Below are 12,469 nucleotides of genomic sequence, written 5' to 3' on the forward strand. Positions count from 1 at the left end.
TCAGAATCTGTCCGGATGAGCAGGGTGCGACAGGCAGTAGAAAAAGTGAGCAGCGCTGTCGGGGTGAAGATTATTTGTCCGTTTGGCCGGAAAATCGCCCGGCCATGGGTTCCGCGTCTTTCCGTGGCTGTTATTAACATGTACCATTAACAATGTTGCGCCTTTACAAAACAGACAGTGTTTTTACGCTCTGTACCTGTTTATATACCAGACTGGGGAAGATATCAGTTTGATATTGCACAACTCACTGAATTCAAATACAAATCAATATTTGCATGTAGCCTTTGGTGTGGGTTACCACTGCAATTAAGGATATGAAATGCCAGTTATTACTCTTCCTGACGGAAGTCAGCGTTCTTATGACCATGCGGTCAGTGTTATGGATATTGCTCAGGATATCGGTCCGGGCCTGGCGAAAGCCTGTATTGCCGGCCGGGTCAACGGTGAATTAGTCGATGCTGTCGACCCTATCACCGACGACGCCGCAGTGGCGATCATTACGGCTAAAGAGGATGCCGGAATCGAGATCATTCGTCACTCCTGTGCTCACCTGTTAGGGCATGCCATTAAACAACTGTGGCCTGATACCAAAATGGCGATCGGTCCGGTGATTGACCACGGTTTCTACTACGATGTAGACATGGATCATACCCTGACCCGGGAAGACCTTGAGTTGCTCGAAAAGCGGATGCATCAGCTGGCTGAAACCAACTACAATGTTATAAAAAATAAGGTCAGCTGGCAGGAAGCACGTGATACTTTCGAAGCACGCGGAGAAGCTTATAAAATTGCTATTCTTGATGAAAACATCAGCCATGACGATCGTCCCGGCTTATACCATCATGAAGAATACGTAGATATGTGTCGTGGTCCGCATGTCCCGAACATGCGTTTCTGCCATCATTTCCGGTTGCAAAAAACGGCCGGTGCATACTGGCGAGGCGACAGCAACAACAAAATGTTGCAGCGTATTTACGGAACGGCCTGGGCAGATAAAAAGCAGCTGGCGGCTTATCTGAAACGTCTGGAAGAAGCGGCAAAACGCGATCACCGTAAAATCGGTAAACAGCTGGATTTGTATCATATGCAGGAAGAAGCACCGGGTATGGTGTTCTGGCATAATGATGGCTGGACAGTGTTCCGTGAACTGGAAGTGTTTGTCCGTACCAAGCTGAAAGAATACCAGTACCAGGAAGTGAAGGGTCCTTTTATGATGGACCGTGTGCTGTGGGAAAAAACCGGTCACTGGGATAACTATAAAGAAGCTATGTTCACGACTTCTTCTGAGAATCGTGAATACTGCATTAAACCAATGAACTGCCCGGGCCACGTGCAAATCTTTAACCAGGGTCTGAAGTCTTACCGTGATTTGCCTCTGCGCATGGCAGAATTTGGCAGTTGCCACCGTAATGAACCGTCAGGGGCATTACATGGTCTGATGCGTGTCCGTGGCTTCACCCAGGATGATGCGCACATTTTCTGTACCGAAGATCAGATTCTGGATGAAGTGAACAGCTGTATCCGGATGATTTATGATATGTACGGCACTTTTGGTTTTGCGAAGATTGTTGTTAAACTGTCAACCCGTCCGGAAAAACGTATCGGCAGCGAGGATTTATGGGATCGCGCCGAACAGAATCTGGCCGAAGCACTGACCGCAAATAATATCGAATTCGAATATCAGCCAGGTGAAGGGGCATTTTATGGCCCTAAAATTGAATTTACCTTATATGATTGTCTGGATCGTGCGTGGCAGTGTGGTACAGTACAGCTCGACTTCTCTCTGCCAGGTCGTCTGGATGCGACTTATGTGGGTGAGAACAATGAACGTCAGACGCCGGTAATGATTCACCGTGCGATTCTGGGCTCAATGGAACGCTTTATCGGTATTCTGACTGAAGAATATGCCGGTTTCTTCCCGACCTGGCTGGCACCATTACAGGTTGTGTTGATGAATATTACCGACAGCCAGGCAGATTATGTCAACGAATTAACCCAAAAATTACAAAAAGCGGGTATTCGGGTAAAAGCGGACTTGAGAAACGAGAAGATAGGCTTTAAAATTCGTGAACACACATTACGTCGTGTCCCCTATATGTTAGTCTGCGGTGAAAAAGAAGTGGAAGCCGGTAAAGTAGCCGTGCGTACCCGCCGTGGTGTAGACTTAGGTTCTATGGACGTCGATGTATTTATAGATAAGCTGCAGCAAGAAATTCGCAGCAGACATCTTCATCAATTGGAGGAGTAAGGTATTAAAGGCGGAAAAAGAGTACAACCAACACGTCCGAACCGTATCAACGGCGAAATCCGTGCCACAGAGGTACGTCTGACGGGTGTTGACGGTGAGCAGCTAGGCATTGTCAGCCTGCGCGAAGCTTTAGAAAAATCTGAAGAAGCAGGCGTGGATTTAGTTGAAATCAGCCCTAACGCCGAGCCGCCGGTTTGCCGCATTATGGATTACGGCAAATTCCTCTATGAAAAGAGCAAATCTTCTAAGGAACAGAAGAAAAAGCAAAAAATTGTCCAGGTTAAGGAAATTAAATTCCGTCCTGGTACAGATGAAGGCGACTATCAGGTCAAACTACGCAACCTGATTCGTTTTCTTGAAGAGGGCGATAAAGCCAAAATCACACTGCGTTTTCGTGGTCGTGAAATGGCGCACCAGCAGATTGGTATGGAAGTGCTTAACCGCGTGAAAGAAGATCTGTCTGAACTGGCGGTTGTTGAATCCTTTCCTACAAGGATTGAAGGTCGTCAGATGATCATGGTGCTCGCACCTAAGAAGAAGCAGTAGGCTTTCAAGTAATATTCCCGTTCTGCCGGTAACGGCAGAACGGGAATATTCGCCTGCTGGTTCATTTTATTAACAATGCGAAGTGGATATTTTAAAAAATGCCAAAGATTAAAACTGTACGTGGAGCGGCTAAACGCTTCAAGAAGACCGCTTCTGGCGGCTTCAAGCGTAAACGCGCTAACCTGCGTCATATTCTGACCAAAAAGTCTACTAAGCGTAAACGTCACCTGCGCCCTAAAGGCCTGGTATCTAAAGGCGATCTGGGTCTGGTTATTGCCTGCCTGCCGTACGCATAAGTTAACTTTTTTTCTCACAGAATATAAAACAGGAGAGCTATTATGGCTCGTGTAAAACGTGGTGTAATTGCCCGCGCACGTCACAAAAAAATCTTAAAACAAGCTAAAGGTTACTACGGTGCACGTTCACGTGTTTATCGTGTTGCCTTCCAGGCTGTTATCAAAGCTGGTCAGTACGCATACCGCGACCGTCGTCAACGTAAGCGTCAGTTCCGTCAGCTGTGGATTGCACGTATTAACGCTGCAGCCCGTCAGAATGGTCTGTCTTACAGCCGTTTCATCAATGGCCTGAAAAAAGCCTCAATTGAAATCGACCGTAAGATCCTGGCTGACATCGCAGTATTCGACAAAGTAGCTTTCGCTGCTTTAGTTGAAAAAGCGAAATCAGTTCTGGCATAAGTCAGATAAAAAAGGGAGCTTGCTCCCTTTTTTATTATGATATGTAAATGCTAACTGTTTGACTTTTATCTGTTATTATAACGTTTCTGACTACCAGCCTGACGGCTAAACAGGTAACCTGAATATGAATTCCGCTATTTTTCGCTTCTTTTTTTACTTTAGCACCTGAACCCGGGGGCTTGTGCGCAGCAGAAAAGAAACGAAAAATCGCGCTAAAAGCCTCCCTGGTGGAGGCTTTGTTATTTCTGGCGACCTATACCAGGGCTACGGTCCAAACAAGAACAGAACACCAGACTAACTGGAAGAAGAGGAAAACATGTCCCAACTCGCAGAATTAGTGGCCCGCGCAAGGGCTGCTATAGACGAGGCGACGGATATCGCCACCCTGGATGCTGTCCGCGTCGAATACCTGGGGAAAAAAGGCCATCTGACTCTGCAGATGACGACATTACGTGAATTACCGGCTGAGGAACGTCCTGCGGCCGGTGCGGTAATTAACGAAGCCAAACAACAGGTGCAGGAACAATTAACCCTGCGTAAACAGACGCTGGAAACCGCGGCGCTGAACGAACGACTGTCTGCTGAAACGATTGATGTTTCTCTGCCCGGGCGTCGTATAGAAAATGGCGGACTGCATCCGGTAACCCGAACCATCGATCGTATCGAACACTTTTTCGGTGAGCTGGGTTTTACCACCGTGACCGGCCCGGAAATTGAAGATGCGTATTATAACTTCGATGCCCTGAATATTCCCGGCCATCACCCGGCACGTGCTGACCATGATACCTTCTGGTTTGATGCACAACGCCTGCTGCGTACCCAGACATCAGGTATGCAGATCCGTACCCTGGAGAAAAATCAGCCACCGGTGCGTATTATTGTTCCCGGCCGTGTCTACCGTAATGATTATGATCAGACCCACACACCTATGTTCCACCAGATGGAAGGTCTGATTGTTGATAAAGATATCAGCTTTACCAATCTGAAAGGCACGCTGCACGATTTCCTGAATAACTTCTTTGAGGAAGATCTGCAGGTCCGCTTCCGTCCTTCCTATTTCCCGTTCACTGAGCCGTCGGCTGAAGTTGATGTCATGGGCAAAAACGGCAAATGGCTTGAAGTTCTGGGCTGCGGTATGGTGCACCCGAATGTATTACGCAATGTCGGGATTGATCCGGAAGTGTATTCCGGTTTCGCTTTTGGTATGGGTATGGAACGTCTGACGATGCTGCGTTATGGCGTGACGGATTTACGTGCATTCTTCGAAAACGATCTGCGTTTTCTGAAACAGTTTAAATAAGGGCAGGGTTATCCAATGAAATTCAGTGAACTTTGGTTACGTGAATGGGTAAATCCGGCCCTGACCAGTGAAGAACTTTCTGAACAAATTACCATGGCCGGTCTGGAAGTTGACGGCACCGCGCCGGTGGCGGGCGATTTTCATGGCGTTGTGGTCGGTGAAGTTGTTGAATGCGAACAACACCCGAATGCTGATAAGTTGCGGGTCACCAAAGTCAACGTAGGCGGCGATCGTCTGCTGGACATCGTCTGCGGCGCACCCAACTGTCGCAAAGGCCTGAAAGTCGCCGTAGCGACTGTCGGTGCGGTTCTGCCGGGTGACTTTAAAATTAAAGCTGCCAAACTGCGGGGTGAGCCGTCGGAGGGTATGCTGTGCTCTTATTCAGAACTGGGCATTGCCGTTGAATCTGATGGCATTATGGAATTACCTGCCGGGGCTGTGGCGGGTACTGATTTCCGTAAGTTCCTGCAACTGGATGACACGACCATTGAAATCAGTGTGACGCCTAACCGTGCTGACTGTCTGGGTATTATGGGGATAGCCCGTGATGTTGCGGTCCTGAATGGTCTCAGGTTATCTGAGCCAGAGATCGAACCGGTAGTGGCAACCACTGATCGTCGTTTCCCGATTGAAGTACAGGCGACAGAGGCCTGCCCGCGCTATCTGGGCCGTGTGATTAGCGGAATAAATGTTGCTGCTGATACTCCGTTATGGATGAAAGAAAAATTACGCCGTTGTGGTATTCGTTCTATTGATGCGGTTGTCGATGTCACGAACTATGTATTGCTGGAACTTGGTCAGCCGATGCACGCTTTTGACCTCGACCGTTTACAGGGCGGCATTATTGTTCGCCTGGCCGACGAAGGTGAAAAACTGACCCTGCTCGACGGTAATGAAGCGACCCTCAGCGCAGATACTCTGGTTATCGCTGACCAGCAAAAAGCTCTGGCGATGGCGGGTATCTTTGGCGGAGAAGAGTCAGGTGTTAATCATCAGACACAAAACCTGTTGCTCGAATGTGCCTGGTTTAATCCGTTAGCCATTACTGGCCGGGCGCGTCGTCAGGGGCTGCATACCGATGCATCTCACCGTTATGAGCGTGGTGTCGATACCACGCTGCAATATAAAGCAATGGAACGGGCTACCCGTTTACTGCTGGATATCTGCGGTGGTGAAGCCGGACCGGTGATCGACTGTACTCATCAGCAAGCATTACCGGTGCCAGCAACCATTACTCTGCGTCGCCAGAAACTGGACCGTCTGATTGGGCACTCTATTGCCGATGCGCAGGTGACCGATATTCTGCAACGTCTGGGATGTAACGTTACCTGCGGGCAGGATGAGTGGACGGCGACGGCCCCGGGCTGGCGTTTTGATATGGCTATCGAAGAAGATCTGGTGGAAGAGGTTGCGCGGGTCTACGGATATAACAATATCCCCGATGTTCCTGTCAAAGCCGATCTGGTGATGCCGGTACACCGCGAAGCCAGTCTGTCCCTGAAACGTGTAAAAGCAATGCTGGTTGATAAAGGCTATCAGGAAGCGATTACCTACAGTTTTGTCGATCCTAAAGTGCAGAGTCTGGTACATCCGGGTGAAGAAGCGCTGATCCTGCCAAACCCGATCTCCAGCGAAATGTCAGCGATGCGTCTGTCACTGTTACCGGGATTACTGGGAGCGGTAGTCTATAACCAGAATCGCCAGCAAAGCCGCGTCCGTTTATTTGAAAGCGGGTTGCGTTTTGTTCCCGACAGTTCGGCAGAACTGGGGATCCGTCAGCAGACTATGCTGGCCGGGGTAATTACGGGTACCCGGGTTGAAGAGCACTGGGACCAGCAGCGTGCGACTGTCGACTTTTTTGACCTGAAAGGTGATCTGGAGTCGGTGCTTGACCTGACAGCGAAAGGTGAGCAGATTGAATTCCGCGCGGCGGCACATTCTGCACTTCATCCGGGACAGACTGCGGGTATTTATTTGCAGGATCAATGCATTGGTTTTATCGGCGTGGTTCACCCGGAACTGGAACGTAAGCTTGATCTGAATGGCCGTACTGTCGTTTTCGAACTGCAGTGGGATCAGCTTGCAGACCGCGTCCTGCCTGCTGCGAAAGATATTTCCCGCTTCCCGGCTAACCGTCGTGATATCGCGGTTGTGGTGGCCGAAAACGTCCCTGCGGCAGCAGTAATTGCAGAGTGTAAGAAAGTTGGCGTAAATCAGTTAGTTGGCGTAAACTTGTTTGACGTGTACCGAGGTAAGGGTGTGAGTGAGGGTTATAAGAGCCTTGCAATCAGCCTGATTTTGCAGGATACCAGCCGGACACTCGAAGAAGACGAAATCGCCGCGACTGTTGCTAATTGTGTTGCGGCATTAAAAGAGCGATTCCAGGCAACCTTGAGGGATTGAACTTATGGCGCTTACAAAAGCTGAAATGTCAGAGTACCTGTTCGAAAAACTGGGTCTTAGCAAGCGTGATGCGAAGGATCTGGTTGAACTGTTTTTTGAAGAAGTCCGCAGGGCATTAGAGAATGGTGAGCAGGTTAAACTGTCAGGCTTTGGCAATTTTGACTTACGTGATAAGAATCAACGTCCGGGAAGAAATCCGAAAACCGGGGAAGATATCCCGATTACGGCCCGTCGTGTTGTGACTTTCCGCCCCGGCCAGAAACTGAAAAGCCGTGTCGAAAACGCTGCTCCGAAGAAAAGTTAATGTTTTACTGATGCAATGTACTAAAGGCCGCGACTGCGGCCTTTTTTTTGTCTGTGGTTTATGGCACAACAGATAAACCCGACAGCTGACTGCCCGGCAAGAGTAACCGCCATTGACTGGTTTATTCGGGTTAGCCGCACTGGCGGGTATTCGTCTGCTGGCGGTACTGCGGATGATCTGGCCAGTGTCAGCACAGACCGTATTACTGTGTCATTTTTGCTTATTGAATGGCTTCGCGGAGTCCCTGGTATGATACGTATTGCTGTAGCTTTATTGGTATTATTACTTGCCGGGTGCAGCAGCCGTGCACCGGCTCCTGATGCACGCTTGTCTGATCCCGTCAAAGTGACCCGGCAGCTGAGCCAGCAACTGTCTCAATGGCATGGTACGCCTTACCGGCTTGGCGGACTCAGTCGCCGCGGTGTTGACTGCTCCGGTTTTGTGTATCTGACGTTCCGTAATCGTTTTGACTTGCAGTTACCCCGAACCACTCGCCAGCAAAGCAGGCTGGGGACGCGGATCAAAAAAAGCGAGTTAAGGCCGGGAGACCTGGTCTTTTTCAAAACCGGCTGGGGGCAGGATGGTTTACATGTCGGTATTTATGATCGTGATAACCTGTTTATCCATGCCTCAACCAGCAGGGGGGTGATGCGCTCTTCGCTGGATAATGTTTACTGGCGTAAAGTCTTCTGGCAGGCGAGGCGCATTTAGAGTTTTTCAGGGAGGATGGCTGACAGGTGTCGTGGTGTGCGGAAAGCATCGCCGTGACTGTCATCACAGACAACAGCAAGGTACACTTACTGCTAAACAGCACATAAGATGCTTTCCTGAACTATGCCCACCTGCGGAGTTGCTATGCAGTTTAAAAATACCTGGTTCGATGAACTGCCTGACTTTTACAGCGCAGTGACCCCGGCGCCCCTGAATCAGGGGCGGTTACTCTATCATAACCAGCCGTTGGCCGACGCCCTGCAACTGGATGCACAACTGTTCAGTGGTTCAGGGCATCCGGTTTTTTACGGAGGGGCGGTTATTGAAGGGATGTCGCCGCTGGCACAGGTCTATAGTGGTCATCAGTTTGGTGTCTGGGCCGGACAATTAGGCGATGGCCGGGGACTGTTGCTGGGGGAACAACGTCTCCCCAACGGGCAGAAGTATGACTGGCACCTGAAAGGTGCCGGCCTGACGCCATATTCCCGCAGCGGAGATGGCCGTGCGGTCATTCGCTCGACCGTCCGGGAATTCCTCGCCTCTGAAGCGATGCATGGCCTGGGGATCCCGACGACCCGCGCCCTTAGCCTGGCCATCAGTGATGAACCTGTCTTCCGCGAACAGACAGAACGGGGGGCAATGCTGGTAAGGATTGCTGAAAGCCATTTGCGTTTCGGTCATTTTGAACATTTTTTCTACCGTAACCAGCCAGAAAAAGTCCGTGAGCTGGCCGATTACGCCATCCGCCATCACTGGCCGGCACTCGCTGATGATGCGGATCGCTACCTGCTGTGGTTTTCGGATGTGGTAAAACGCACAGCGACGATGATAGCCCGCTGGCAGGCAGTCGGCTTCTCACATGGCGTGATGAACACGGATAATATGTCGCTGCTGGGCCTGACACTTGATTATGGTCCGTACGGGTTTATGGACGATTATAATCCGCAGTTTATCTGTAATCACAGTGATCATCAGGGGCGTTATCGCTTTGAAAATCAGCCAATGGCGGGGTTGTGGAACCTCAACCGGCTGGCCCACGCATTATCCCCCTTACTGTCGGCCGGACAGCTGAAGCAGGCCCTGGCTGGTTATGAACACTGGCTGATGGAAGCCTGGGGTCAGCAGATGCGCGATAAGCTTGGCTTCTTTAGCCGCCGCCCGGAAGATAACGATCTGCTGAGTGAACTGCTGGCACTAATGGCCAGTGAAGGCAGCGATTACACCAGGACTTTTCGTTTGTTGTCGGAAACAGAGCAGTTACAGGCACAATCACCGTTACGTGACGAGTTTATTGACAGGGCAGCATTTGATCACTGGTTTATTAAATACCGCCAGCGTTTAGCAGAAGAACAGATCAGTGATGAGCATCGTCAGCAGCGGATGCAGCAGGTAAACCCGGCGCTGGTATTGCGCAATTATCTGGCACAGCAAGCCATTGAAGAAGCGGAGCGCGGTGAAACTGGCGCATTGTCCGTGCTTCACCGGGCGTTACAGAACCCTTACCGGCTGGCAAATGACCAGCAGGCGTTATTTAATCGCCCGCCGGACTGGGGTAAGGCATTAGAAATCAGCTGTTCCAGCTGACTCCGGTCGCGGTTAATGGCTGGCGGAAACGGCTTCTGCCAGCAGCTTCAGTACCGTTTCAGTATCTTCCCAGCCGATACAGGGGTCGGTAATTGACTGGCCATAGACCAGTGGTTTCCCGGCAGCCACGGCCTGTTGCCCTTCCTGTAAAAAGCTTTCGATCATCACGCCGGCAATGGCGGTTTCTCCGTCACGTAACTGTTGCGCCACATCATCAGCAACCAGTAATTGCCGGCGGTGTTGTTTCAGGCAGTTACCGTGGCTGAAATCAATCACCAGCCGCGGGGTCAGCTGAAACTCTTCCAGTGCCTGACGTGCCATACGAATATGCTCTGATGTGTAATTAGGCTGTTTCCCGCCACGTAAAATAATGTGTCCGTCGGGATTCCCCTGCGTCTGATAGATAGTCATCTGCCCTTGTTTATCGGGAGACAAAAACATATGGCTGGCTTGCGTTGCACGGATAGCATCAATGGCAATCCGGACGTTACCGTCCGTGCCGTTTTTAAACCCGACAGGGCAGGAGAGCGCTGACGCCATTTCCCGGTGAATCTGACTTTCGGTGGTACGGGCACCGATGGCACCCCAGCTGATCAGGTCAGCAATAAATTGTCCGTTCACCATATCAAGGAACTCTGTGGCGGTTGGCAGACCGAGCGCATTGATGTCCAGTAATAGCTTACGGGCAATGGCCAGACCGTGATTAATGTTATAACTGCCGTCGAGGCCGGGATCATTAATCAGCCCCTTCCATCCGGTGACGGTACGGGGTTTTTCAAAGTAAGTCCGCATCACTATTTCCAGCTTATGATGATAACGGTCGCGCAGTCTGTTCAGGCGCTGTGCGTATTCCAGCGCAGCAGCCGGGTGATGCAGGGAACAGGGCCCGATAATGACCAGCAGACGCTTATCTGTACCCCGTAAAATACGGCTGATGCGCTGTCGGGTGGCCAGGATATTATCGGCTATTGCCGGGGAAACGGGGAATTGCTGATTAAGTGCTGCCGGAGTGATTAGCGGAGCAACTGGCCTGGTGCGTAATTCATCTGTTTTCTTCATAGTACTCTCGGAATCTGTGCTTCTCATCGGCAGAATGCCGGGAAGATATGGCACAAACCATAACCGAACAGTCGATGATTTCAACTGCCTGAGTGAAAAAGATGCGGATTACCGGCCGTGAAATGGTTACCGGGCCACAAAAAGATAAAAAAAATGCCCTTTACAGAAGGGCAAAGACTACACACAGCAATAAGTGTTTCGCTACCTTTTTAGGGGTAAGTGAAAATATTAATAATTATCATAAAGTTATTTACCTTCCTGATCTGTAAGAATCATCCCATTAACAAATATCCTTGCAGAGCAGTGCCCCTGAAAACTACCAGCGGCACCTGCAGTGACTATTCTGCCACAGAGTTATTACGGGCATGACGTGCCTGTTCGGCCGTTTTGCGGGTATCTTCTATCAGTTCTTCAACCACCAGTTCAGGATCGCCGTGGGGTTCCGGCGCCTGATGCATCCAGACAGAGACCAGGCGATAAGAGACAGCCAGTACCACCGGACCGATAAACAGACCAATCATGCCGAAAGAAACCAGTCCGCCGATAACCCCGGAGAGGATAATCAGCATCGGCAGGTCGGCACCAAGCCGGATAAGCATGGGGCGGATCACGCTGTCCATAGTACCGACAACACAGCTCCAGACCAGCAATACCGTTCCCCAGGTCGTGTCGCCACTCCAGTACAGCCAGATAATGGCCGGTACCAGTACCAGTAGCGGACCAATCTGGATCAGGCAGCAAAGGATCATAACCACAGTTAACAGGGTGGCATAAGGAATACCGGCAATCGCCAGACCAATCCCGCCGACCACGCCTTGTAACAGGGCCGTCACGACCACGCCAAGTGCCACCGCACGGATCGCCTGACCCGCCAGCAGTACCACGGCATCGCCGCGGCGTCCCGCCAGACGGTAAGCAAAATGGCGTATTCCCTGACCGACCCGTTCACCGCGCCAGTAAAGCAGTACACTGAACAGCAGCATCAGTGCCAGGTGTACCAGCAATCGGCCAAAATGCCCGGCCTGAGCAACGAAAAAGCTGGTTGTCTGACCAATGTAAGGCTGTATTTTTGCCATCATGGCACTGCCACCGCCTGCCACCATTTTGTGGTAGTAGATCGCCATTTTGTTACCCGCCAGCGGGATTTTATCCAGCCACTCCAGTTTCGGTATCTCGATATGTCCTGAGGTTGCCCAGGCGACCACCGGTCCGATATTGTCGATCACGCTGCTAATCAGTAACGCAATCGGAATAATAAACACCAGCAGTAAAATCAGGGTCATCACCAGTACGGCCAGCGAACGGCGTCCCCATAGATATTTCTGGATGCGCAGCATCAGCCCCCAGGTGGCGATAACCACCATCCCTGCCCATGCAAAGCCAAGGATAAATGGCTGCACGATCCAAAAACTGGCGACGATCATTAAAACGAAAAACATCAGCGTAAATAGCTTTTGCGGTAAATCCTTATCCTGCGGCAGCGCTTTCATAACAACCTTTACCTCAATCAGTTCACCCGGTGTCGGGGATGCTGCTAATGATGCGGTATTTCCGGCAAATACAACAGAGCCGACAGGTAAACTTTTTCATACAGTAACAAAAGCAGCGTTGACGAAAAT

The 12,469-nt window shown here is 50.6% G+C and carries 13 protein-coding genes and 1 other annotated feature; of the genes, 11 read left to right on the plus strand and 2 right to left on the minus strand.

Annotated features, from left to right (window positions below):
• Positions 1 to 15 precede the first annotated feature (15 nt).
• From JK198_RS16915 to JK198_RS03885, 11 genes are all read left to right on the plus strand, one after another.
• A complete protein-coding gene (locus JK198_RS16915; RefSeq protein ID WP_256441120.1) occupies positions 16 to 150 on the plus strand; it encodes a hypothetical protein in 135 nt (44 codons plus the stop codon).
• Positions 151 to 319: 169 nt separating this feature from the next.
• Entirely contained in the window at positions 320 to 2,248 is a 1,929-nt protein-coding gene (gene thrS, locus JK198_RS03840; protein WP_212706830.1) for a threonine--tRNA ligase, read from the plus strand.
• A 3-nt stretch (positions 2,249 to 2,251) separates the two neighbouring features.
• Entirely contained in the window at positions 2,252 to 2,794 is a 543-nt protein-coding gene (gene infC / locus JK198_RS03845; protein WP_212706970.1) for a translation initiation factor IF-3, read from the plus strand.
• A gap of 98 nt (positions 2,795 to 2,892) precedes the next feature.
• On the plus strand, positions 2,893 to 3,090 hold the full coding sequence (gene rpmI / locus JK198_RS03850) for a 50S ribosomal protein L35 (protein WP_212706831.1): 198 nt from the start codon (positions 2,893 to 2,895) through the stop codon (positions 3,088 to 3,090).
• A 42-nt stretch (positions 3,091 to 3,132) separates the two neighbouring features.
• Entirely contained in the window at positions 3,133 to 3,489 is a 357-nt protein-coding gene (rplT, locus tag JK198_RS03855) for a 50S ribosomal protein L20 (RefSeq protein ID WP_038020526.1), read from the plus strand.
• A gap of 118 nt (positions 3,490 to 3,607) precedes the next feature.
• Positions 3,608 to 3,733 (plus strand) — a sequence feature (Phe leader region).
• The gene (gene pheM / locus JK198_RS03860; protein WP_152537847.1) at positions 3,614 to 3,658 is read left to right on the plus strand and encodes a pheST operon leader peptide PheM; all 45 of its coding nucleotides are present in this window, start codon (positions 3,614 to 3,616) and stop codon (positions 3,656 to 3,658) included. (Overlaps the previous feature by 45 nt.)
• A gap of 72 nt (positions 3,734 to 3,805) precedes the next feature.
• Positions 3,806 to 4,789 (plus strand): phenylalanine--tRNA ligase subunit alpha, encoded by a 984-nt coding sequence (gene pheS, locus JK198_RS03865; protein WP_212706832.1) that lies wholly within the window; start codon positions 3,806 to 3,808, stop codon positions 4,787 to 4,789.
• A 15-nt stretch (positions 4,790 to 4,804) separates the two neighbouring features.
• Positions 4,805 to 7,192, plus strand: coding sequence for a phenylalanine--tRNA ligase subunit beta (pheT, locus tag JK198_RS03870; protein WP_212710066.1), 2,388 nt, complete (start codon positions 4,805 to 4,807; stop codon positions 7,190 to 7,192).
• Positions 7,193 to 7,196: 4 nt separating this feature from the next.
• Positions 7,197 to 7,496: an integration host factor subunit alpha gene (gene ihfA / locus JK198_RS03875; protein ID WP_029685826.1), complete on the plus strand. Its 300-nt coding sequence runs from the start codon at positions 7,197 to 7,199 to the stop codon at positions 7,494 to 7,496.
• Between the two features lie 252 nt (positions 7,497 to 7,748).
• On the plus strand, positions 7,749 to 8,207 hold the full coding sequence (locus JK198_RS03880) for an NlpC/P60 family protein (RefSeq protein WP_212710162.1): 459 nt from the start codon (positions 7,749 to 7,751) through the stop codon (positions 8,205 to 8,207).
• Positions 8,208 to 8,351: 144 nt separating this feature from the next.
• On the plus strand, positions 8,352 to 9,791 hold the full coding sequence (locus tag JK198_RS03885) for a protein adenylyltransferase SelO (RefSeq protein ID WP_212706835.1): 1,440 nt from the start codon (positions 8,352 to 8,354) through the stop codon (positions 9,789 to 9,791).
• 12 nt (positions 9,792 to 9,803) lie between these two features.
• Here the strand turns inward: JK198_RS03885 and JK198_RS03890 are convergent, their stop codons facing one another.
• A complete protein-coding gene (locus tag JK198_RS03890; protein WP_212706836.1) occupies positions 9,804 to 10,850 on the minus strand; it encodes a 3-deoxy-7-phosphoheptulonate synthase in 1,047 nt (348 codons plus the stop codon).
• Positions 10,851 to 11,188: 338 nt separating this feature from the next.
• Positions 11,189 to 12,340, minus strand: a complete 1,152-nt coding sequence (gene ydiK, locus JK198_RS03895; protein ID WP_212706837.1) for an AI-2E family transporter YdiK — start codon at positions 12,338 to 12,340, stop codon at positions 11,189 to 11,191.
• Positions 12,341 to 12,469: the final 129 nt, after the last annotated feature.

The sequence above is a fragment of the Tatumella sp. JGM91 genome (assembly GCF_018257575.1).
GTDB lineage: Bacteria > Pseudomonadota > Gammaproteobacteria > Enterobacterales > Enterobacteriaceae > Tatumella > Tatumella punctata.

Coding starts and splice junctions, on each gene's coding strand:
- JK198_RS16915 (WP_256441120.1), top strand. CDS start 16: ATGAGCAGGGTGCGACAGGCAGTAGAAAAAGTGAGCAGCGCTGTCGGG.
- thrS (WP_212706830.1), top strand. CDS start 320: ATGCCAGTTATTACTCTTCCTGACGGAAGTCAGCGTTCTTATGACCAT.
- rpmI (WP_212706831.1), top strand. CDS start 2,893: ATGCCAAAGATTAAAACTGTACGTGGAGCGGCTAAACGCTTCAAGAAG.
- rplT (WP_038020526.1), top strand. CDS start 3,133: ATGGCTCGTGTAAAACGTGGTGTAATTGCCCGCGCACGTCACAAAAAA.
- pheS (WP_212706832.1), top strand. CDS start 3,806: ATGTCCCAACTCGCAGAATTAGTGGCCCGCGCAAGGGCTGCTATAGAC.
- pheT (WP_212710066.1), top strand. CDS start 4,805: ATGAAATTCAGTGAACTTTGGTTACGTGAATGGGTAAATCCGGCCCTG.
- ihfA (WP_029685826.1), top strand. CDS start 7,197: ATGGCGCTTACAAAAGCTGAAATGTCAGAGTACCTGTTCGAAAAACTG.
- JK198_RS03885 (WP_212706835.1), top strand. CDS start 8,352: ATGCAGTTTAAAAATACCTGGTTCGATGAACTGCCTGACTTTTACAGC.
- JK198_RS03890 (WP_212706836.1), bottom strand. CDS start 10,850: ATGAAGAAAACAGATGAATTACGCACCAGGCCAGTTGCTCCGCTAATC.
- ydiK (WP_212706837.1), bottom strand. CDS start 12,340: ATGAAAGCGCTGCCGCAGGATAAGGATTTACCGCAAAAGCTATTTACG.